The 22,261-nt window shown below is 41.0% G+C and carries 19 protein-coding genes; 8 read left to right on the forward strand and 11 right to left on the reverse strand.

Annotated features, from left to right (window positions below):
* Nucleotides 1–250: 250 nt before the first annotated feature.
* The 4 genes from AB4153_RS16900 (at nt 251) to AB4153_RS16915 (ending at nt 4,049) form a co-directional block, all read left to right on the forward strand.
* Nucleotides 251–2,230 (forward strand): heme lyase CcmF/NrfE family subunit, encoded by a 1,980-nt coding sequence (locus AB4153_RS16900; RefSeq protein ID WP_371998194.1) that lies wholly within the window; start codon nt 251–253, stop codon nt 2,228–2,230.
* The gene (locus AB4153_RS16905; RefSeq protein ID WP_241903470.1) at nt 2,227–2,703 is read left to right on the forward strand and encodes a cytochrome c-type biogenesis protein CcmH; all 477 of its coding nucleotides are present in this window, start codon (nt 2,227–2,229) and stop codon (nt 2,701–2,703) included. Before AB4153_RS16900 ends, AB4153_RS16905 begins: the two co-directional genes overlap by 4 nt.
* A complete protein-coding gene (locus AB4153_RS16910; RefSeq protein ID WP_102436891.1) occupies nt 2,696–3,280 on the forward strand; it encodes a TlpA disulfide reductase family protein in 585 nt (194 codons plus the stop codon). The genes AB4153_RS16905 and AB4153_RS16910 overlap by 8 nt, the downstream gene beginning before the upstream one ends.
* A gap of 190 nt (nt 3,281–3,470) precedes the next feature.
* Nucleotides 3,471–4,049 (forward strand): nucleoside triphosphate pyrophosphohydrolase family protein, encoded by a 579-nt coding sequence (locus AB4153_RS16915; RefSeq protein WP_371998195.1) that lies wholly within the window; start codon nt 3,471–3,473, stop codon nt 4,047–4,049.
* Between the two features lie 114 nt (nt 4,050–4,163).
* Here AB4153_RS16915 and AB4153_RS16920 read toward each other — a convergent pair whose 3' ends face one another.
* The 5 genes from AB4153_RS16920 to uvrD form a co-directional block, all read right to left on the reverse strand.
* Nucleotides 4,164–5,414 carry a YeeE/YedE family protein gene (locus AB4153_RS16920; RefSeq protein WP_371998196.1) on the reverse strand — a complete coding sequence of 417 codons (1,251 nt, stop codon included), beginning with the start codon at nt 5,412–5,414 and terminating at the stop codon, nt 4,164–4,166.
* Nucleotides 5,415–5,683: 269 nt separating this feature from the next.
* Nucleotides 5,684–6,703: a hypothetical protein gene (locus AB4153_RS16925; protein ID WP_371998197.1), complete on the reverse strand. Its 1,020-nt coding sequence runs from the start codon at nt 6,701–6,703 to the stop codon at nt 5,684–5,686.
* A 38-nt stretch (nt 6,704–6,741) separates the two neighbouring features.
* Nucleotides 6,742–7,629, reverse strand: a complete 888-nt coding sequence (locus AB4153_RS16930; protein ID WP_102529809.1) for an alpha/beta hydrolase — start codon at nt 7,627–7,629, stop codon at nt 6,742–6,744.
* A 99-nt stretch (nt 7,630–7,728) separates the two neighbouring features.
* The gene (gene ubiA, locus AB4153_RS16935) at nt 7,729–8,610 is read right to left on the reverse strand and encodes a 4-hydroxybenzoate octaprenyltransferase (protein WP_303517018.1); all 882 of its coding nucleotides are present in this window, start codon (nt 8,608–8,610) and stop codon (nt 7,729–7,731) included.
* Between the two features lie 206 nt (nt 8,611–8,816).
* Entirely contained in the window at nt 8,817–10,985 is a 2,169-nt protein-coding gene (uvrD, locus tag AB4153_RS16940; protein ID WP_371998198.1) for a DNA helicase II, read from the reverse strand.
* A gap of 661 nt (nt 10,986–11,646) precedes the next feature.
* Between uvrD and AB4153_RS16945 the strand changes: the two genes are divergently transcribed.
* Nucleotides 11,647–11,772: a hypothetical protein gene (locus AB4153_RS16945; protein WP_277868769.1), complete on the forward strand. Its 126-nt coding sequence runs from the start codon at nt 11,647–11,649 to the stop codon at nt 11,770–11,772.
* A 905-nt stretch (nt 11,773–12,677) separates the two neighbouring features.
* On the opposite strand, the gene AB4153_RS16950 is transcribed toward AB4153_RS16945, so the two are convergent.
* The 4 genes from AB4153_RS16950 to AB4153_RS16965 form a co-directional block, all read right to left on the reverse strand.
* On the reverse strand, nt 12,678–14,447 hold the full coding sequence (locus AB4153_RS16950; protein ID WP_102526444.1) for a tannase/feruloyl esterase family alpha/beta hydrolase: 1,770 nt from the start codon (nt 14,445–14,447) through the stop codon (nt 12,678–12,680).
* Between the two features lie 85 nt (nt 14,448–14,532).
* A complete protein-coding gene (locus AB4153_RS16955) occupies nt 14,533–15,777 on the reverse strand; it encodes an OprD family outer membrane porin (protein ID WP_371998199.1) in 1,245 nt (414 codons plus the stop codon).
* A 65-nt stretch (nt 15,778–15,842) separates the two neighbouring features.
* Nucleotides 15,843–16,196: a cytochrome c3 family protein gene (locus AB4153_RS16960; RefSeq protein ID WP_102526443.1), complete on the reverse strand. Its 354-nt coding sequence runs from the start codon at nt 16,194–16,196 to the stop codon at nt 15,843–15,845.
* A gap of 70 nt (nt 16,197–16,266) precedes the next feature.
* On the reverse strand, nt 16,267–17,946 hold the full coding sequence (locus tag AB4153_RS16965; RefSeq protein ID WP_371998200.1) for an FAD-binding protein: 1,680 nt from the start codon (nt 17,944–17,946) through the stop codon (nt 16,267–16,269).
* Between the two features lie 447 nt (nt 17,947–18,393).
* Between AB4153_RS16965 and AB4153_RS16970 the strand changes: the two genes are divergently transcribed.
* Together AB4153_RS16970 and AB4153_RS16975 are read left to right on the forward strand one after the other, a co-directional pair.
* On the forward strand, nt 18,394–19,113 hold the full coding sequence (locus AB4153_RS16970) for a FadR/GntR family transcriptional regulator (protein WP_371998201.1): 720 nt from the start codon (nt 18,394–18,396) through the stop codon (nt 19,111–19,113).
* Nucleotides 19,114–19,232: 119 nt separating this feature from the next.
* The gene (locus tag AB4153_RS16975; RefSeq protein WP_371998202.1) at nt 19,233–19,637 is read left to right on the forward strand and encodes a LysR family transcriptional regulator; all 405 of its coding nucleotides are present in this window, start codon (nt 19,233–19,235) and stop codon (nt 19,635–19,637) included.
* Between the two features lie 322 nt (nt 19,638–19,959).
* Here AB4153_RS16975 and AB4153_RS16980 read toward each other — a convergent pair whose 3' ends face one another.
* Entirely contained in the window at nt 19,960–20,316 is a 357-nt protein-coding gene (locus AB4153_RS16980; protein ID WP_371998203.1) for a RidA family protein, read from the reverse strand.
* Nucleotides 20,317–20,546: 230 nt separating this feature from the next.
* On the opposite strand from AB4153_RS16980, the gene AB4153_RS16985 reads away from it, so the two are divergent.
* Entirely contained in the window at nt 20,547–21,470 is a 924-nt protein-coding gene (locus tag AB4153_RS16985) for a LysR family transcriptional regulator (protein WP_198589510.1), read from the forward strand.
* A 105-nt stretch (nt 21,471–21,575) separates the two neighbouring features.
* On the opposite strand, the gene AB4153_RS16990 is transcribed toward AB4153_RS16985, so the two are convergent.
* A complete protein-coding gene (locus AB4153_RS16990; protein ID WP_371998204.1) occupies nt 21,576–22,115 on the reverse strand; it encodes an outer membrane beta-barrel protein in 540 nt (179 codons plus the stop codon).
* Nucleotides 22,116–22,261: the final 146 nt, after the last annotated feature.

The following is a 22,261-nucleotide window of genomic DNA, read 5'->3' on the forward strand; positions in this document are numbered from 1 at the left end:
TGTTTTTTACAAAATAAAAATATATCAATATTAAAATTAGCAAAATTATTAAGATCAACCTCACAGAAAAATATCCTCAACATAGATAACCTTCAGTTGCTTCTTATTTAAGTGATGATATAAGTCACTAGAAACAAGTCGTTTAAAGACAACAAAACGTCTAATTAATATTGATATAAATTTCTCATTAACAAAATAGATTTAACTGATATTAATTATTAAACCCTCCACACAATATATAGGTAATAATATGATTCCAGAGATTGGGTATTTACTGTTAATAATAGCCGCTGCGTTATCATTATTATTAGCCGTTATTCCTATGGTGGGTTTATATAAGCGTAATGCTTATTTAATTAGCTATTATCGCCCTATCAGTAATATGATGATTAGTGCTTTTTTAGGTGCGATTATTTGTTTAGCTATTAGCTTTATTAGCAATGATTTTTCAGTAGCCTATGTCGCTGATCACTCTAATACTCAGTTAGCGACTTTCTATAAAGTCGCTGCTATCTGGGGCAGCCACGAAGGCTCAATGTTATTTTGGGTGAGTGCTATCGCGTTATGGACGGTTATTATTGCCAATACTCATAACAATGAAGCTGATCATGCTTTCTTTATCCGAACAATTTCAGTGCTAGCAGCTGTGATCTGTGGCTTTAGTTTATTTATCATTTTCACCTCAAACCCATTTGTTAGGTTATTACCCAACTTCCCTATCGAAGGTCGAGACCTCAACCCTATCTTGCAAAACATCGGCTTAATTATTCATCCACCGTTATTATTTCTAGGTTACGTTGGTCTCACGGTGTGCTTCGCTGCAGCAGTTGCTGCACTCATGGGAAAACAGTTCACACAACAGCATGCGCGCTATTTACGTCCTTGGGCTATTTTGGCGTGGGTTTTCTTAACAGGGGGTAATGCGTTTGGTTCTTGGTGGGCATATAACGAACTAGGCTGGGGTGGTTGGTGGTTTTGGGACCCGGTTGAAAATGCCTCTTTCATTCCTTGGCTAGTTGCCACTGCATTAGTCCACTCAGTGGTGATGACTGGACGCTTCGGACAATGTAAAAAGCTCACCTTGTTTCTGGCTATTTTAGCATTCTCATTAAGCTTACTGGGCACTTTTATCGTACGCTCAGGTGTGGTGCAATCTGTTCATGCATTTGCTGCGGATCCAACTCGTGGTATGTCAATACTGCTATTATTGGTACTGTTTTCTGGTAGCGCCTTAGCACTTTTTGCCACTCGGGCTCAATATATACAATCTACCGATAAGTTTGCCTTAATTTCACGCAATAGCTTGATATTAATCGGCAACTTGTTGCTGGTTATTGCTGCTTTATCGGTACTACTAGGTAGTTACTATCCGATTATTTACCGAGTTATTACTGGCGTCACCATCTCTGTAGGCGCTCCTTATTTCAACAGTATTTTTGTCCCTATCCTGGTACTACTCAGCTTATTAATGGGGCTAGCCCCTCTACTGCGTTGGCAACAAGATAGCGCTAAGAATCTGAAAGTGCCTGCGTTTTTGCTAGTTATCTCAATCGTATTAGCAGCAATCATCAACAACTCATTTGAACAAGCAAATGCTTGGTTCTTCATCGGTTTAATGTCTGTGACTTGGTTAGTGCTCACATTGATCATTGCCATGATCCAGCATCAACTTCATACAAGTTCAATAACACAGACTCGTCGATTTTATGCTATGTGTGTCGCTCATCTTGGTGTCGCAGTGGCTATTTTTGCAGGCTCTGTTGTATCAAACCTTGAGCAAGAAGAAGTGTTGAGCATGGGCCCTAATCAAGGGCGAACACTAGCAGGTTATACCTTCGTATTTGAAAACACCCAGCAAGTTTCAACCAACAGTTACGATGCGCTACAAGCCAACATTCGTATTATGGATGAGGAAGAAACAACGGTAGGTTATGCCTACCCGCAACGTCAAACCTTTAAAACTAACGGCATGCAGATGTCTGCTGCAGGAGTCTATTCAACCTTAGGTAAAGATTTATATGTCTCAATGGGCAACCAGCTCAACGACACAGAGTATTTAGTGCGTATCAGTTACAAACCTATGGTGAATTGGTTATGGATTGGCGCAATCTTGATGATGTTAGCAGGCGTATGGGTTGTCATAGCTTGCCGTGACAGCACTGCATCAAAACACTCACCATGTCGCACTAATGATCAGAACACATCTCGACTAGAGGAGGCAACCTCATGACCCCATTCTATCGAATGCTCCACCGCATGTTCAGCCCTATTTCAGTGGCCATATTAACCGTGTTATTGATATTTAGCGTGCAAAATGTCACGGCTTCTGAGGCATTATCCCACCGAAATTATTCTGCTGATGAAAAACGTCAACTTGGTTTTGAAATTGCCCAAGAACTGCGCTGCCCAGCATCTGATAATCGCAGTTTATTTGATTCGGAAACCCAAATAGCAAACGAGCTTAAAGGACACATATTTCAAAAACTCGATCAGGGTCAATCCAAACAAGAAATCATTGATTTTATGGTAGCCCGTTTCGGCGAACGAATCCGCTATCAACCTAGCCTGCACTCAGGCACGTTAGCTTTATGGCTCATCCCAATTGGGTTGTTTTTTTTCACAATAATCGGTGGTATCGCTTGGATTATTAAACAACCCCAAACGCCAATTAAACTCCATTTAAACGAGAATGAATATGAATAAATTAATGCCAATCACGTTACTGCTTTTAACTGGCTGCGTTACTTTTAATGCTGCTGCAAAGCCTGTGGATGTGAAAGTCTATGAAACGGGCGAACAAATAGAGAAACCTATGGTGATGTCGCGTTTTGTTGAGCTGCGAAATGCGCGCAAAATTCAAGACATTGACTTTAGCGATCAGCAACAAAACAAGGTCAACCTAGCACAACACCACGGCAAGCTAGTCATGGTGAACTTATGGGCAACTTGGTGTGCACCGTGTATCAAAGAAATCCCAGCGATGCAGGCAATTAAAGAGCGAAATCAAGATAAAGACTTTGCACTTGTGCCAATTTCTATTGATGAAAATCCAGATGATATAAAACCCTTTTTCGAACAACATGGTTTTGATAATTACGCGACATGGATTGATCCTGACAAGAATGTTGATTACATCATGCCTGCAGATTTACTGCCTGCTAGCTTTATTTTAGACGGCAAAGGAAACCTAGTCGGCTTTGTTCGTGGATACATTGATTGGACAGATGAAGGTATCCAACCTTATTTAGATGGTCTGATTGAAAAATACGCCCATCGATAATTAATTTAAAAGTTTCATCATCACAAAAGGTTGTCTATTAACCTCCGCCTAACATCCCTGATTCATCCTAGGCGGTTTTTTTTATTCACAAACGGTGACCCTGTGCAATTGGGCCGCCGTTGATCTTGAACAAGCCCTGTCAATTCATTACCATATTCGCCTATTTACTACTTTCTAGGCTTAATAAATAATGAAGTTATCTGTATTAGACCAACCCATTTATGACCATTTATATCGTGATATCAGAGAATTTCGTAGCACCTTTGATTTGCCCATTGAAAATGCAGCTAGCCTAGACGACAAAGCAGATACCCTACACACTTCATTGATTATTGAAGAGCTCACAGAGCTCGCAGAAGCAGATTGCCGTGTTGAACAAGCTGATGCCATTGTTGATTCTGTTTATGTGCTTATGGGTCGTTTAGTACACCTGGGCGCATCGAAAATGACCGATCGTTTAGAGATCAGCTATTTGATAGATTTATTACTCGCCGTTGCTAAAAACCGTGAAGTTAACTTCATTGAATGCTGGGATGAAGTTCATTCAAGCAACATGAGTAAAGTGTGCCGCAACGAGCAAGAACTCACTGAAACTATTGCTCATTATGCCAAGCAAGGTGTTGAAATTGTCGGTAGTACTAAAGGTGAGTTTATCATTGCCAAGTGTGCCAAAGATGTGGAGATGGCAGGTAAAGTGGTTCGCCAAGGTAAGGTATTAAAATCTGTTTATTATCGCCCTGCAGATTTAGCTAAATTAGTTACGAACTGATCTCCCTTTGAGCTGAGCCCCAAGCCGAAAACAAAAAAGCGCTCTCATGAGCGCTTTTTTATGGCAAATAATCACTGAGTGAGCACTTATTATGACATTCTATTAAGCATTTCTTTAAGAAACCGCCCAGCGCTGAAAACGATTGCCAATAATTCCACCTAAAATCAGCACAACCAAATACACCCAACCCGATAATGAAAAGTTAGCGATTGGCGTAAATAAAGCGCCCACATTACAACCATTGGCAAAGCGTGTGCCAAAGCCCATCAACAACCCGCCCAAAGCAAATAAGGCAAACTGTTTATAAGAATGATTTAAGCGTAATGAAAATCGGAACTTACCCATAAACAATACCGCAATTAACGCACCTAAAAATATCGCCATGTTCTGCACTGATATTTCATGGTCAAAAAATGCTGTAGTAAACATGCCTTCAGGGCGATCACTCATAGCTGAAATAGTCTCTAGCTCTACGCCAAACAACATCAGTCCTTTGGCAAACCAAATACCAAATGGCGTTGAAGCGCCCCAGCCTGACCCCGTACTAGCCATCATGACGCCAAATATAATTGCAATCACTAACGCTGTGGTGCGCATTTGCCATAAGCTAGCAAACCATGCTCGATATGTTTCCACACTCCACAACTTAAAGGGTTTGTCTTCTTGCTGAGCTAACTGTTGACGGGCTAGCTCGCCATCGACGCCTAAATACGACCCATTCTGGCGACGGTGGCTCTCATACTTTTTAGCAAGTACTACGACAATGAATGCCAATAAACAGGTAATCATCATCGCCATAAAGTAGCCATTCAAAGGCGTATTAGCGAATAAGTCAGGTAAAAATACTCCTTTACCGTCATAGCTTTGAGAAGAAACCCAAGTATCAGTTATCCACTCCTGTCCGCTTTGTAATGGAAAGCCAAAAAATACCCCAGCGCCAAAAAACACTAACGTGGTCGCAGCCCGTGGAATATCACTGACAAATTCAACCATCATGCCAGTGGCGCAACAGCTTGATAAACTCATCCCAGCACCAAACATCACCCCGCCTAGCAATAAGCCCAAGTTGATTGGATTAATCCACAGATCAAACTGACTGTATCCGGTATTCATCAACAGGCCTGCATTGATAAAGGCCGTAATAACAAACATAAACATCAAGGTTTGTAATAGTTGCGTTGAACCACGTCGATATGCACGATTAATACTTCCCGCAAAACCAATAGAGCCTTTCGCAAGGGCAAAACCTAAACTTAACCCTAGTAATAACCGAAGAAACAACCCATCAGAGCTGAGCAAAGTGCTCCCAGCAACCAGAGTTAGCATGAGTATGATGAGACCAAACAGAGCTTGCTTGTTATTCATAGCTGTAACATTTACCAATATTATGAAACAATTTAGTTACAAAGCTATTGATTTAAATAGCTTTTAATCGTTGTGAGTTTTTCGGTAATTGTGGTGAATCATCATACTGATGTCTATTGAAACCCGCCTGATTGATATACCACTTTGGACTAGCTCATGCCTGAAACAAAAAAATGCCACTCTATGAGTGGCATAGTGAGTAGAATAATGAATAGGATAATGAGTAAGGTAGAATTATAAGCAGTATTAACATCGAGCTTTTATAACGTTTACGGCTCAGAGTCTGCCTTGTTGGATTGAGCAAGCTCGATGGTTTGTTGTAGCTTATGTGGCTCATCCACAACCAGTAATAGCTGCTCGATTGGCTCTGGTAACTGACCCATGGCGCCAAAATAACGTTGAGTTAGGTTAAAATCGACCGTCACATTGGCGACATCACCACGGCCAACAAACAAAATGTCTTCATCCTTGGTTTTGGTTGTTTCAGTGATGGTCACCGCTTTAATGTCAGCGATATTCACCATCAACAACCCCCAAATACTATTGTTAATCACCAGTTTGTCATCATGGACATACAATGAATAATGCCGAGATATTCTGTAATTCGCGATAAAGGTCAAAAAGCCATAACCGACAATAGCCGACACCAGAATTGCCGCTATTTCACTCCAGTCCACTAACAATAAATACGCGATAGTCGAGCCAATAAAACATAAGCCAATCATTAACCACATGAACCAAGCTTTGGCACTCAGTAGCTTAATATTGGTCATTGCTTTGGGGTGATTAGCACTGAACTTAGGAATACTGTAAAACCAATTAGCCGCTTCCCCCGCCATGATCATGCCTACCATTTGGCTTTTCTCATCGTCACTAATATTCAGCGCTTTTATTCTTGGGTCGCCTTTTAGTTTTCTTGCCTGCCATAAACCTTTAATCACACTAAATAATAAGTAAATTTCAAACAGTAGAATAACCGCAAGAATGGGATAGCGCACCCACATCACAAATTCAAAGTAACTGGCAATGTCTTCAGGAAAGCTCAAACGTGCCATCAAGGCGCTTAAGCTGAGTATCGCCAATATTTTCCATGGTTTTTGCTTACCTATATTGATAATTGCAATCCAATAAAGTACCGGTAAAACCAGGAAATAAAGCACAGAAATACCACTCACAACCGTCATTTCATAAGTGCTATTAAGCTGCTCAGGCATCACCTGAAAACCGATGACATAACTGATAATGGCCAGGGCTAAAAAGCCCAAACGAAATTTAAGCGAACGTTTCACAATACACTCCTTGTAACGATAAACCGCGAGCTAGCGGATTAGTGCAAAGCCAACCTATTCTGCTGAGGCAAAAACCAACTTAAGCCCTGAATCGCAGCGGTTGGAAATGCCATGCTGTGATCTGCCTCGGCAATAACCTGCAATTTGACATTAACCCCTTGGGTCGCCGACAGCCTATTTTTTTGCTCTAAGATGGCTTTAAATTCCTTCGCATCATTAACCATATCATGACCGAAATCAGTCAGCTCAGCCGTTTCATACTCGCCAATGGCAATAAACACCTTGGCGTTGATGCTTTTAAGCATAAAGTCACTGCCGCGAAATTGCTTCATCAGTTGTTTATCGTTAAACCACAGAGAAGGGCTACTCAATAAGTAATTATTAAATAAATCCGGCTGGGTCAGTAAACTATAGGCGCCAAATAACCCGCCTAATGAATGACCCACTAAGGTGTTTTGGCTAGGTATAGTGCGGTAGGTTTTGTTGATATGGGGCATCAAGTTATTCGCAATAAAATGTAAATGACGTTCGGCTTCGCCGGTTTTACGCTTCCAGCTTTCATCTGAGCTTGGGGTGTAATCACGAATACGACTTGCCGCAGGACTCATGCCTTCTTGCCAATCGATCCCCACTAAAATCGCTTGCTGCATATTACGCATATTCATTGGTAATCGAGTAACACCTGAAACCACTTGAAAGTTGTACATGGCATCAGTCATATAGACCACAGGGTAATACTGAGCGGGATCGTTCTCTTGATAGCTATTAGGCAGCTTAATAAACACCTTATAGCTTCGATCGGAGTCTTCTAGCGTAATGGAGCTTGTATTAGGAATGGAAAAGGCATCATTTGCCTTTGCTGGCGTCGGTAAGGTTGATAAACATAACCCCATTACAGCCACAACCAGCAATAAAAAAGTGTGCATCAGCTATCCTTGTTGATGTTGTTTTAGCGCTATTGATTAATGCTGAGCCTCTGATTGACCCAGCTATTATTCAGGCTATTGTACCGTTTTCACACTAAATTAGTAGGGCAACATATAATCAGCAGCGAGTGCAACGAACAAGGCAAATCCAGCCCAGTTATTATTCAAAAAAGCTTTGAAACAAGGTGCCCGTTCACGGCTGTAAATTAGCCATTGTTGGTAGCCACTAAAAACAATAAACGAGCTAATACCAATGCCATAAAATAAGCCGCGTTCAGCCGACCATCCTGCACAGATGAAACACACTAACGCAGCCAGTTGAAACAGTGCAATCCATTCTCTATCGTAGCGACCGAATAAAATTGCTGTCGATTTGATACCGACTTTTAAGTCATCATCTCTATCCACCATGGCATACATGGTGTCGTATGCGACTGTCCAGCACCAGTTAGCCGCAAATAGCCACCATGCTTCAATGGGGACATAACCCAGTTGGGCGGCATAGGCCATGGGGATTGACCAGCTCCAAACAATGCCTAAAAACATCTGTGGCATATTGGTGACCCGTTTCATAAACGGATACATGATGGTGAGAATGATCCCCACCACAGAAAGCTTAACCACCAGCGGGTTTAAAAACAGTACTAAGCTAAAGGCGATTAATGCCATCACCACAAATAGCAATAAGGCTTCTTTACTGCTGACTTCACCAGAAGCTAAGGGGCGGTGTTTAGTCCGCTCGACATGGGCATCGAGTTTTCGGTCGGCAAAGTCATTAATCACACAGCCACAAGCGCGCATGATAAACACCCCAAATACAAAGATAACCAGTACCTTTACATCCGGCATACCACCAGCCGCTAATATCAGTGCCATAAGGCATGGCCACATGAGCAACAAAGTCCCAATGGGTCTGTCTAAACGTGTTAAACGTTGGTAAATCGAAATTTTCTCTTTTAGCGTCCATGAGGATACTGCCATGGCTAACTTCACTCCCGCATTTGAAGTTTATTCACTTCTTATTAGTCACACTGTCATGACGTTCTTTATTATGTGTTGGCCAAAATAATAATCTAACACGCTGAAAATTGAATTAATCAGCAAAAGCCATTAAAGCTTATTCTAATGGCAATTGCTTGATCGATATCAACAAATGATATCAAACAGAAAACGGCTCACTTTCTCTATTAACACGCTTCCAATTTGGCTAAAGAGACTAATAACCATTTGCTGCCAAAATCAGTAAAATTAACTTGTACTCGGGCTTTATCGGCTGTGCCTTCAAAGTCAGTCACTATGCCTTGACCAAATTTAAAGTGTTTCACTTTTTGTCCCACTTTAAAGCCACTGTCATTGGCGATTGACTGGCGAGGCACGTTAAATCGGCTGCTCATCGCTGGTGCTGATACCGACGCTTTCATGCGAATTTCTTCCACATATTCCGATGGAATTTCACCAATAAAACGAGAAGGACTGGCGTAATCTTCACGGCCATAAATGCGACGAGATTCAGCGTAACTGATGTACAGTTTTTGCATTGCGCGGGTCATACCCACATAACATAAGCGGCGTTCTTCATCTAAACGATCGCCTTCATCCAATGCCATTTTACTTGGGAAGATCCCTTCTTCAACGCCCGCCATAAAGACCACTGGAAACTCAAGACCTTTAGCCGAATGCAAAGTCATAAGCTGCACCGCATCGGTAAACTTATCGGCTTGCCCTTCACCTGCCTCAAGTGCGGCATGAGATAAAAAGGCATTTAGCTCGCCCATATCTTCCAGCTCTTCTGGCATCTCAAAACTGCGCGCAGCGGTGACTAATTCATTTAAGTTTTCTACGCGAGACTGGGCTTTTTCGCCCTTTTCAGCCTCGTACATGGCGCGTAAACCAGAACGCTGGATCACAGTATCAGCCATGCTATATAAACTCATGTCACTGGTGTCGGTGCGCATACCAATCACTAAATCCATGAAGCCATTAACGGCATTCGCCGCACGGCCAGTTAATACTTTTTCTTCCATTAATCGCACACTGGCTTGCCACATGGTCATTTCTTGCTGGCGAGCCGTTGAGCGAATAATTTCTAAAGTACGATTACCGATACCACGGGTTGGTGTATTCACCACTCTTTCAAAGGCTGCGTCGTCATCTTTGTTATTAATGAGTCGCATATAGCCCATGGCATCTTTAATTTCTTGGCGTTCGAAGAAACGCAAACCACCATAGATTCGGTAAGCTAAGCCTTTATGTAACAGCGCTTCCTCAAGGACACGTGACTGTGCATTTGAGCGATATAAAATCGCGCAGTCCGCTAAGTTGCCGCCTTTGGCATGCCACTCAGCCATCTTACCGACAATAAAACGCGCTTCATCCATTTCGTTAAAGGCGCAGTACACTGAAATAGGCTCACCTGCTTTATCTTCAGTCCACAGCTTTTTACCTAAACGTTCAGGGTTATTGGCAATCAATTCATTTGAGGCATTCAAAATATTCGCCGTAGAACGATAGTTTTGTTCTAGCCTTACGGTATTTGAGCCTGGGAAATCAGTTAAAAAACGATGTAAGTTTTCAACTTGAGCACCACGCCAACCGTAAATAGATTGATCGTCATCACCCACAATCATCACATTGGCTGACTTACCTGCTAACACTCTGATCCAGGCATACTGAATCGCATTGGTATCTTGGAATTCGTCCACCAAAATATGCTTAAAACGTTCTTGATAGTGCGCCAATACGTGTGGTTTATTGAGCCATAACTCATGGGCGCGCAATAAGATTTCAGCAAAATCCACCAAGCCTGCGCGATCGCATGACTCTTGGTAAATTTTGTAGATATTTAAAAGGTTTTGCTCAATGGGGAAATTGCCCGCATCGATATGCTTAGGACGTAATCCTTGGTCTTTTTTACCATTGATATAGCCTTGGCATTGACGAGGAGGATACTGTTTTTCGTCTAAATTTAGACTTTTCAGGATACGTTTTAGTAGACGTAATTGGTCGTCAGAATCAATGATCTGAAAGCTTTGCGGTAAATTCGCATCTTGATAATGGGTGCGTAATAAGCGATGCGCTAAGCCATGGAAGGTACCGATCCACATGCGGCCCATGTTTGTGCCAACGACCTTTTCCACACGTTCGCGCATTTCTGCCGCCGCTTTATTGGTAAAGGTTACCGCTAGAATGGAGTATGGACTTTGTTGTTCAACCTGCATTAGCCAAGCAATACGATGGGTTAATACCCGCGTTTTACCACTGCCTGCGCCAGCCAAAACCAGCATGCTAGAAAGCGGTGCCCCTACGGCTTCGCGTTGCATTTCGTTTAAGCCATCTAATAATGATGATACGTCCATTGGTCCTCCCAAAAATCAAGCGGGCAGTATATCAGTTCAATGCCATCTGATCCTAGGATGCAAGGAGGCTTAATCGTATAAGCACGGATAACAAGCGATGAATATCTTAATTACAGTTCATTGATACTCAAATTAAGAAGGGGATAATGAGCTAATTGTGAGTTTATATTAACGTTTGGTAACTCTTAATAGTGTTTGATAATTTATAATATTGTTTGATACTTTTTGGTGAGGAAGCCAGTTAAAAACTAACACATTCTGCCCCCCAAAAAAATTATTTCAAATTTTGAAGTTATCGTTTGAAAAAAATCAAAGTCGTGACGCTTCGCTCACACCAGACCAAAAGGGTATCAACAGCAATACCCTATTGGATCACCCTGCCGCCCCTAACGAAAAATGCTAAAAGCGCATATTTTCAACGGGGATTGCTCCAGCTTTCAACCTCGCTTGTAGACTGCTTCGGCCTTATTCGAAAATGCTAACACTTCCGACGGGCCATCCATGGCCAAACGAATGCTAGCCTGACGTCCTCTCAGGCTCACGCTATTTTCTCTGCGTCCTCAATTCAAATGGTGCCTTTTAGATTTGTATCTTTTTTATTTTTAAGTTGACGCGAATAAAGTTAAATCGAAGAAATGAAAATTCCGGTGTAAGCGCGGCTGTGACCGTCCATGACATGGACGTCATGGCCGAGCTTACAGGGACGTACTTGCAGCGTGTCACAGTAGTGCTTGCACAAGAGCCTGCGGCAGGCAATGGATTAGATTTAAGTGATGGTCTTAAGTAATTGAGCCAATATAGATGGAGTACAAAACAGAAACGGGTAACTCGTTTCTGCCCCAAAACTTGTTAGTAGCTTTACTTAGCTAATGATTTCTAGATTTGGATAAAAATCTAAATCAGGGTCGTGGCGTTTCGCCCACACCTGATTTAGAGCGTAAATTTCCAAACTCCGTTTGGATTAAGGTCGTGGGTTTTCCACCCACACCCGACCAAGAGGGTATCAACAGCAATACCCTCTTGGAACACCCTGCCGCCCCTATCGAAAAATGCTGAAAAGCGCATATTTTCAACGGGGATTGATCCAGCTATCAACCTCGCTTGTAGACTGCTTCGGCCTTATTCGAAAATGCTAACGCTTCCGATGGGCCGTCCATGGCCCGACGAAAGCTAGCCTGACGTCCTGTCAGGCTCACGCTATTTTCTTCAACGTCCTCAATTCAAATGGTGCCTTTTAGATTTGTATCTTTTTATTTTTAAGTTAACGCGAATAAAGTTAAATCGAAGAAATGAAAATTCCGGTGTAAGCGCGGCTGTGACCGTCCATGACATGGACGTCATGGCCGAGCATTCAGGGATGAACTTGTAGCGTGTCACAGTAGTGCTTGCACAAGAGCCTGCGGCAGGCAATGAATTAGATTGAAGTGATGGTCTTAAGTAATTTAGCCAATATAGATGAAGTACAAAACATAAACGGGTAACTCGTTTATGTCCAAAAGTTTGTTAGTGATGATTAATTTTTAATAATAAGTATTTTAAAACAGTAGCCATTGCCAAAAATTATCTCAGCGTCTTAATACATTATTTTGGTTAAGTGAATGAGATTGCTTTAGAAAGCTCTATTGGATAAACAGAGCTTTATAAACGTTTAAAAGTTAAATATTGATGATGGTTTAAAAACTAGCTTTAGGGTTATTTACAGCTGAAGCTTTCAGCACTGTCGATATCACCGCTGCCATCGTAGGTAGAAACTTGTGGGAAAGGACAAAGAGGGTGTGAGCGATCTTTAGCCCAGTTTTCAGGTAATTCACTATTAGCTTCACGCACATTAGCTATTATAGATTCTGGCGCAGTTCCAGTTTCAACCCAAGCAACAATATCATCAAGAATTGTATTTACTTGGTCTGTAGAAGGGCCACTCCCACAATGGTTCATACCAGGGATCAAAAACAACTTAGCAAATTCTTCAGCATTACCAGCATTCGCCTCATCAACAGATTTATACCAATCAATGGTTTGGTTAACAGAAAAGACAGGATCTGAAGTTCCATGAAGTACAATCATTTTTGCCCCGCGATCGCGAAGCGTATCATATTTTGTTTCGTCACCAGTTGACATAAATGACATAGACGACTCAGGAAATTCGCTCGTTGTTGCATGAATAAGTTCGTTGGCGTCATCCATGTCCAGTGCAACAGAATAATTATATGCTTCGATTAATCCTGCATCACCAAAAGTGTTATAGTCTTCAAACTCCACTGGTGGAGTAGAGAATACTGTCGCTACAGTGCCTGCATCACGACTAAAGGCATTTGTCATTTCCCAACTTGCCCAACCACTTGCACCGATACCGGTATCGTAAGGAAAGTTAATATAAATAGCTTCGCCTGCTGAAGTTTGTGGTCCTGCCATAATGTTACTTAACGCTAACTTTTGCGCTGCAGTCAAGCAGGTTCCATCTCGCTCTGATGAGCATAACGGCACATCACGTTCGATATCAAACGCTTCCTGGCAACCCATTAAATCACCAATAATACCGTCAGTCGCACCATCTAATGCATCACATTTTGCTGCAACACTAGATGCCAACAAGCTATATTCTTCCGCAGTTACAGTGCTTGTTACAGCTGTTGTAATTTCTGCTGCTGTCGTAAGCGGTGTATCAGCGTCGATTAAAGTTTCAAGCTGTTGCACACCATAGAGTTGAGATACTGCAGCTTTTGGCAGATTATGACCAGGGTTTCCCACCAAGAAGCCGTCGTACATTTCAGGGTAACGAGTGGCGGCAACCATTGTGTGACGACCACCGTTTGAACAACCTGCAAAGTATGAACGGTCAGGCTCTTTGCCATAGGCCTCTGAAATCAATGATTTTGCCATTGGCGTTAACTTTTCAACAGCTTCATAGCCGTAGTTAATGCGAGCTTGATTATCTAAGCCAAAATATTGCTCACCATAACCCTCATGCCCAGCATCTGAACTGATAACAGCAAAACCTTTATTTAACGCACTAGCGTCATAGGCATCTGTAACCAAAAACCGACCAACAGCTTTGTTCACACGACCGTCTAAACCACCATTTGCTTGATATAAAAAGCGACCATTCCAGTCGACTGGCAAACGTACTTCAAAACTGATTGCGTATTCTTGATTTTCGCTGCCTTTAAGTCCTTTACCTAAACGTTCTTCCATTTTGCCAGTAAGGATACAATGAGCTGGTGCTTTGAAAATTTGTCCGCGGCCATCATAATCAATGTCACCTGCTTCAACTAATTCGGCAGAATTAATAACGGTATCCGTAAACGAAAACTTGTCTACAAGTTCGCTGCAATCTAACAGCTCCGCTGGTTTCGCTTCTCCAAGTATGGGTAAACTTGTCGTATCGTTATCACTACTATTACAACCGCTGATAGAAAGTGACACCGCAATTGAAAGCGCAATAGTGCTTAGTTTCTTATTCATGAGAAACTCCTATTATTAGATTAAAAAAAAGGGCCGAAGGGAGACGGCCCTTTGCTATGGGGATATATGATGATGAAATTGGGGTTTAGATTTCGAACTTGTAGTAGACGTAAAAACGTGTGTCCGTGAGGTCATCGCCAGTCGCATAATTAACAATGGCGTGACGAGCACGCAGGCTCAAACCTTCCACATATTCGTTCATATCGTAACGTACAGATATGTCAGTTTCGTCGATGTCTTTGCTTGCTTCACCATCGACTTCGTAGCTAGCATAATTTAAGTATGCGCTTACTCCTTTGAGTGCAGAACTCGGTGCAAAGCGATACGCTAGTTGAGCAGCGTATGCATCTTCATTTGCTCTAGCTGACTGAACAACTTGTTGAATGATGACCTTCTCGTCACCAAAAGGAGCCACGATGTCGCCTTCACCCGTTGTGACATACTTTACAGTTGCATCAAAACCATTCCATTTCATCCCAAGATGAAAACCAGCTTGATATGTATCAAACTCTGCTTCTGTACTATTAAGGCTACCTTGTGAGTCTTGTTTTAAATAAGAAGGTTTGAAATACCAATTCGTCGCGCCTAAGTCACCACTCATATTGAGTTTAAAATAGGTTTGGTTATACACATCTTCCATGGTGTAGTGCCAAATGCTTGCTTTAGTTTTAACCTGTTCAAATGGCAAGGTATAGCCAAAGCCCAAAGCTAGCATTGGGTTATCTTCTACATCTACGACAACTCCCTTACGGGCAAATTCGCTTTTTACACCGTCTGCTACACTACCAAATTCTTCAGCAGTCCAGCCCATATAATCTGTTATATACAGTGCTGTAATTGCTAAGTTATCGATTGAGGTGTTTTTAACACTTGCGCCACGGTAAGTGAAAGGAATCGCTCTCAAAGGAAAGGGGTTCATCATTGGAGTCCGTAACTCTTGAGCACCAACTGTAATTTTAGTGTCGTACCAATTACCGCTGACAAAATACTCTTGTAAACGATTAACCGATTCTCTTTCGTTTGCACTACCAGGAGCGCCACCACCAACTAAACCGTAAATAGCGTCATCGGTGTCCCAAATAGGGTTCGCTGAGGCAAATGAGCCGCCGAAGCTAACACCATTAGTTTCACCTGATCGCAAGTAAAAAAGCCCGCCAAATGAAGTGTCACGTCTGTCGGCGCTTTCACCATCGAAGTCTCTCTGGAAATCAAACAGTTGTAGCTGGCCTTTAAAGGTCGCGTCATTAAATAGGTTAGCAATAGGCTCAGCTGAATGAGCAGGACTAGCCACTAAACATGCTGCGACTAATGGAAGTAATTTTGTGTTCATTTTTATCATCCTTGTATAACTTTGATTATTTTTGACTCAATGAGATAAAACATTTCGTCGATTGATTACGGGGTCACAAAATCAAAACGTTGATGACAACCAACACAATAGTTTTCCGACTCTTTGTGTTGGTGATGACAGTAATTACAATTGGTTTCAGTATCGAAATGGCGATTATTATGTGGGTTTGTTGGTTCAAAGTCAGCTGTTGTTTCTGCCAAATCAGCAGTGTCATGACATGCTAAACATTGAGTTATACGGACTTCTTCTTTTTTGTTTTTAGCGTGACAGTCATTGCATTCAAGACCTGCGTCTTTATGTATAACTTCTAACAACGGGGCATCATTAGCCATTGCGTTACTTGCAAATATGCTCAATACAAGAGAAAACATCATGTTGTGGATTGTTAATTTTTTCATTTTTTAGTTCCGTTTTTCTATTTGGTAGACTGCCTAAAATCAGGCATCCACTTTGTTGTTCGTTAATGCACTAAAGCTTTGCCACATACTTACCGGCTAAATAACCAAATGTGTAACAACGACCTAGAGACAAACCGAAAACGGTAAGTGGGTAATCAACACCGCCGTAAAAACCGCCAGCCATGTTGCCAATGACAAATAGGCCGCCAATCTTATTGCCATCAGCATCAAGTGCTTGATGGTTCTTATCGACTAGCATTCCTGAACAAAGGGTTGAAACGCGCATGCGTCGGTGAATACCGTAAAAAGGAGGCTTAAGAACTGGCACCATTTTTGACGAAGGCTTACCAAAGTCGTCATCCATTCCTGTTTTGCACAGTTCGTTATAACGCTTAACATTGGCAACGAATGTCTTAGGATCGCATTCAAGTTTTACTGCTAGCTCTTCTAGTGTGTTAGCTGAGTAAGTATTAGTTAATGATGCATAAACACCTTTTTTCTCAGCAGGGTCTTCTGGCATGTACTTTTTCATTTGCTCAGGCGAGTAAAGCTTTCCTGGCCAATCTGCAGCTTGTTCCATGTAGTTAGAGTCAAATACCTGAGAGTAATGCCCCGCATTTTCTGCATCACGTAAATAGTTGTTCATCAATGACATTGCGACAGTTTCATTGACAAAACGATTTCCTTTACGGTTAACTGCAAGGAAAGGCATATCACACATTGACGCCGGACCAGCATCAAAATCATGCAACATTTTAGTGTGACCAATAGGTTCGATAACACCGCCAGCCCAGTAAACCATGGAGAAACCATCGCCATTACGGTCCATTTGCTTACGTTCAAAGTTCTTTAAATCTGGGATAAAAAAGTCGCACATGGCTTTATTGTTTTGGTAATCACCTGCTGAAAGAATGACGCCTTTTTTAGCCATGAACTTGTGGTAAGAACCATCGCGGTTTTGTGCAATAACGCCAATAACCTTTCCTGACTTGTCTTGAATAAGTTGATTTGCAGGCGTGTTGAAGAAGAATTTAACACCAGCTTTTTCTGCTGTTTTAGCAAGATCGCGCATACCATCACCAGTGGTATATGGTTTAGGTCCAAAATATGATGTGATGAAGTTAAGCTTATGCTCAGTAACACCATGAATTCCATGCTGTGGACCAGTACCTTGATCAACAACTTGTGCACCACCTTTTTTAGCTCGATCGATTACCCATGAAACCGCTTCGCCAGAATTGTAAGCCCACTCTCTTAAAAGGTCTGGGCTACAACGATGCGCGCTGTCACTCATAAGTCGAGCTACCATTGCTTCGACAGCAGCTTTGTCACAATTAGGTAAATCTAGGCCTGAACCAGTGTTACCTTGGGAGACCACAATAGCTTGCTTTTGTAGTACAGCAACTTTAGCGCCATTTTCTGCAGCAGATAATGCAGCAGGTACGCCTGAAGCACCGGCACCGACAACCACGACATCAAAAGTTTGTGTAGAAGATATTTGACTGTCTTTGATCGGTTTTGGTTTTGGCATGAAGTCTAAAGTTGCGCCACCATCTGAGCTTTTAGCAACATGTTCCATATTATTTGCCGTAGCAGCTTGCGCTCCGACACCTGTTAACCCAGTAAATGCGACAGCCCCCGTCCCCATTGCTGCGCGTGACAGAAAGCTTCGGCGTGAAATACCATTTTGCAATACATGGCTTGTATATTGATCCATGACTTTGCTTTCTGGTGTTTTGTTCTTACTCATTTTCATACTCCTTCCACCCTGCGATTACCTGTGGTTATCATCATTAACAACACATTAAATGCGCTTATAACCGCATTGGATTTTTGTTTACCAGCTTAAGAATTTAGGGCTTTGCGGTAGCTTGATATTGTTCAAACTTCATCTCCCCTCCAAAATGTCAAATGTATGACATTTGATTGGTGAAATGTATGATATTTAATTTTGTAAGTACACTTTGTTGATTTGAAGTTGTAAAAAGGGTCACAGATTCAGCTGTTTTTAGTGAGAGCTCACTAAAATAAAGTTTTAGCAACAAAAACTGTCTAGTTAATGTTGTTTTTCTATACTTATCTCGCTAGGAAGTAGCAATTATTTAACATCTTGGCCAGAGAGATATGTTATCGATGGCTCTCCTCAATAAATATGGATGTGATATTATTAAGTTTGAATAATTTTTAAGGGTTTATCTTGAGCAACTTCACTCCAATCAAGCAAGTAAAGGCCTCTGATGAGGTTTTCAGTCAATTAAAAGCGGCTATCTTCGATAGTCAGTACCTTGCTGGTGACAAGTTACCTTCAGAGCGTGAACTGATCGAAACATTTAGCGTTAGTCGCACGGTAGTAAGAGAATCAATTAAGGCTCTAGAAGCTCATGGATTAGTTGAAATAAAACAGGGGGCAACCGGTGGCGCTTTTGTAAAGCAAATGACCTTCGAGCGCCTAACTACCGCAACAAAAGATTTGTTTTTTCTAAATCAAATGTCGTTCAAAGAAATTTGTGAAGCAAGACTTGAAATAGAGCCTATGGTTGCTCGGTTAGCAGCAGAAAAATGCACTAATAAATTTAAAGATTTACTTTTAGAGGCTTGTGCTAGAGAAAATGATTCGTTGGAGTATCCTGAAACGGTTTCTTTAAGGAGCCAAGTTCATTACATACTTGCAGATATGTGTGGTAACCGCTTTTTGACAGCAATAGATAAATCTTTAATTCAATTAGTCGCAAAAATTGCACATAGAATTAAACCTGATACTGATGAAATTCATCCTGCTGGCCTGCATGACGATTTAGTTCAAGCAGTGATCAATCAAGATGCTGTTGAAGCTGAGAAATTAATGCATCAACATTTGAAAGAATTCTTGGATATATTACAAAAAATTGAAGCTGATTACAGAGAGCAGCATAGTTAGTATATTTTTTAAATTGAGGTTTGATTATCACTTACTATATATGTAATTAATTGAAATCTAAAATTAAGTTCAACACATAAAATATTACAAGTGATTTTTATTCTGGACATTATAAGCTTATGAATCTTTCCCAAATAGATTTAAACCTACTTTTCGTATTAAAGCATTTACTAGAAGAGAAGCACGTTTCAAATACGGCGATATCATTAAACATGAATCAATCGTCAGTTAGTCGTACACTCCAAAAAATGAGAATGCTGTTTGATGATGAGTTATTGGTTCGTAAGAAATATGGCTATGAATTAACGCCAAAAGCCGAATCAATTAAGGATGATATCAATACTATTACTATCAATCTTGAAAAACTTATTCATAAGCAATCTTTTGATCCTAAAACAGTAAGTAACACAGTAAAAATTTATGGTTTACTTCCACAAATCAATACTAAGCTAGGCTTTCGTGAGCCGATTCTTCACAGCTTAGTTAAGGATGGCCGTCATGAATGTTTGAGATACTTTTTCTAATCAACATCAGTCAACTTAGACTGAATACTCTAAGCGGTTTTTGTCCAAAAGTGAGTTTGGAAGTGATCAAACTTTACAATCAAAAAGTCACGTTCTTGCTCATATAAATTATCAAGCGGTTACCTTATCACCGCTCATGAAAGCGCTAATTTTTTTCAATCTTTATTATGGTCGCACAGTAATAGCCAAACGAATTAACCTACCGATGGTTATTCCAGCAAGACTCAAGTAGCCTGAGGCTACTTGAGGGAATTGAATGCTAATGGGTAACAATGAATCTGAGATCTAAATCGATTCATTGCCCTATCGATATAAAACTATATTAAGCCTGAATTTCAGCAGCCACGACAGAAATTTCAACCAATAGTGCCTCACGTGCCATTTTAGCGGCAACGCAAGCGCGTGCTGGCGCATAACCTTCAATCACCCATGCATCCCAAACCGCATTCATTTCAGCAAAATAAGACATATCTTTGACGTAAATGGTCGCAGATAACATATGTTTTTTATCGCTGCCAGCTTGCAGTAATAATGCTTCCACTTTATCCAACATGGTTTGGGTTTGTTCGGTGATGTCTTTAGTGGCATCTTGGCAAACTTGGCCGCATAAATAGATGGTGCCGTTATGTTTCACAATGCGGCTCATACGGGTTTTAGTTTCTATTCTTTCAATGCTCATTGTTTTAAATACCTTGATATGTAATCTATTAATTCAGTCGATATTGATAATGACTTCAATAAAGTCATTATCAATGAACTCGAGGCTAAATAACAACTGAGAAAAACTCACTAATTAACCATTAATACTTCAATGGTGTGAGCAATCTAGCGAAACAGAGGCCATTAATTGACAATTGATTTACCAAAAAACTACACTTATTTCAATTGCATCAAAAAAGGCTAAATAAATTGCATATCAATGATTTGGAATTATTCATTGCCGTAGCAAAGCTAGGCAGTTTTTCAAAAGCAGCAGAGTCACTGGATACGAGGCGCGCATTAGTCAGCCGCAGAATTGCTGATCTTGAAAAACACCTTGGCGCACCACTGTTTGTTAGAACGACCCGAGCGATGTCACTCACCCCAAACGGCGAACAATTTTTAGAGCAAGTTGAACCCTTAGTTGATCAGTTGCGAAATGCTGCTCACATAATGCGAAATAAACAAGCCGAGGTACAAGGCCGAGTCAGAATTGGGCTGATCCCTTTTACTGACAGATTACTGGATAAATATATTGCTGAGTTCGTCGTCCAGTATCCTCAAGTTCAATTAGACATCTTTATGATCAATGGCGGTTATAAAGAGTTAACTCGATTGGGTTTAGATTTTGTGCTCGATACAGGAGCATTAAATGACAGTAGTTTTATCGCTAAAAAACTGGGTTCATTAAAATTAAAGCTATTTGCTTCACCATTATATTTAGAAAAATCCGCAAAAATTACCCATGTGGATGATCTTCTACAGCATTCATTTATTGGCACTCGGTCAATTAATGGCATGGTTGATACACAATTAAAAATGGGCAATCAAACCATTGATGTTAAGTATAATATTGTCACAAATGAATTTAACTCTTTATACAGCTTTTGCTTGGCTGGCGCAGGGATCGCAATGCTGCCATATAGCATTGCTAACGATGCGATTTCATCGGGGAAACTAGTCAGTATTTTACCAGAAATTGAATCGACTCCTATTGATACGTTTTTAGTTTATCCAAGCAGAAAACACATGACCACGGCAGCGAAACTCTTCGCCAATACCATTATTGATATGGCTGCAACGCTTATCGAAACGGAGTCTGATTATTATGCTAATGGCATAAAAAAGACATAACGCTTATTGCGTTATGCCTTTTTTATTAATTCTGAGATATCAGTCCTGAGCGATAAAGACTAAGAACCGAAAAGCAGTAAAGCCGTTAACAACTAATGCTAACCATTAGAATGTATAATCTAGGGTTAAGTACACTTGCTGACTGTTATCAATTGAAACGCCATTTTTATCGTAATCTTGCTCTAAATAGCGATAACCCAAGTCAGATGAAAAATGTTCATTCCACTGATAAGTCACACCAGCTTGCCCACCCCAAGTAAAATCAGCAGAGGCTTTACCCGCCACTTTATTGTCATTACCACCCGCAGTTACACCCATAAATAACTGGGTATTATTAGCCACTGGTATCATGTAGTCATAAGACACTAACCAAGAGTATTGTTCATGCTTGTAATCTTGATCGCCAATTGAAAACTTATCATCCATGTAGCTAAAAGTGCCCGTCACACGGTGTTGTTCATTAATTAATACACCCGCTCGAACCTGGATAGGCAAACCATCAGTATCTTTGTTTACATCACCTTTAATAGTATCAGTTTGATAACCTGTTCCTGCGCCAATAAAATATTCAATATCGGCTGCTTGAGCATTCGTTAACATCATAGAAGAGCACAGTGTAGCCATTAATATCGTTTTCATTTTCATCAAATTCACCTCATCAAACACAGTAATAAAATAGGTTCTAGATATCGTTTTCAATCCAGATGCCATCACTTTACGTGGCACTAAAACAATTGAGAAGATGACAAAAAGGAGAATCTTAGTCCCTTTTTAAGAGACAATCACAGAAT

This window comes from Shewanella sp. 10N.286.52.E4 (assembly GCF_041468785.1).
In the GTDB taxonomy this organism is placed as follows: domain Bacteria; phylum Pseudomonadota; class Gammaproteobacteria; order Enterobacterales; family Shewanellaceae; genus Shewanella; species Shewanella electrodiphila.

Excerpts from the sequence above, each read along its gene's own strand:
- AB4153_RS16900 (WP_371998194.1), top strand. The coding sequence starts at position 251 with ATGATTCCAGAGATTGGGTATTTACTGTTAATAATAGCCGCTGCGTTA.
- AB4153_RS16905 (WP_241903470.1), top strand. The coding sequence starts at position 2,227 with ATGACCCCATTCTATCGAATGCTCCACCGCATGTTCAGCCCTATTTCA.
- AB4153_RS16910 (WP_102436891.1), top strand. The coding sequence starts at position 2,696 with ATGAATAAATTAATGCCAATCACGTTACTGCTTTTAACTGGCTGCGTT.
- AB4153_RS16915 (WP_371998195.1), top strand. The coding sequence starts at position 3,471 with ATGAAGTTATCTGTATTAGACCAACCCATTTATGACCATTTATATCGT.
- AB4153_RS16920 (WP_371998196.1), bottom strand. The coding sequence starts at position 5,414 with ATGAATAACAAGCAAGCTCTGTTTGGTCTCATCATACTCATGCTAACT.
- AB4153_RS16930 (WP_102529809.1), bottom strand. The coding sequence starts at position 7,629 with ATGCACACTTTTTTATTGCTGGTTGTGGCTGTAATGGGGTTATGTTTA.
- ubiA (WP_303517018.1), bottom strand. The coding sequence starts at position 8,610 with ATGGCAGTATCCTCATGGACGCTAAAAGAGAAAATTTCGATTTACCAA.
- uvrD (WP_371998198.1), bottom strand. The coding sequence starts at position 10,985 with ATGGACGTATCATCATTATTAGATGGCTTAAACGAAATGCAACGCGAA.
- AB4153_RS16950 (WP_102526444.1), bottom strand. The coding sequence starts at position 14,447 with ATGAATAAGAAACTAAGCACTATTGCGCTTTCAATTGCGGTGTCACTT.
- AB4153_RS16955 (WP_371998199.1), bottom strand. The coding sequence starts at position 15,777 with ATGAACACAAAATTACTTCCATTAGTCGCAGCATGTTTAGTGGCTAGT.
- AB4153_RS16960 (WP_102526443.1), bottom strand. The coding sequence starts at position 16,196 with ATGAAAAAATTAACAATCCACAACATGATGTTTTCTCTTGTATTGAGC.
- AB4153_RS16965 (WP_371998200.1), bottom strand. The coding sequence starts at position 17,946 with ATGAGTAAGAACAAAACACCAGAAAGCAAAGTCATGGATCAATATACA.
- AB4153_RS16975 (WP_371998202.1), top strand. The coding sequence starts at position 19,233 with ATGAATCTTTCCCAAATAGATTTAAACCTACTTTTCGTATTAAAGCAT.
- AB4153_RS16980 (WP_371998203.1), bottom strand. The coding sequence starts at position 20,316 with ATGAGCATTGAAAGAATAGAAACTAAAACCCGTATGAGCCGCATTGTG.
- AB4153_RS16990 (WP_371998204.1), bottom strand. The coding sequence starts at position 22,115 with ATGAAAATGAAAACGATATTAATGGCTACACTGTGCTCTTCTATGATG.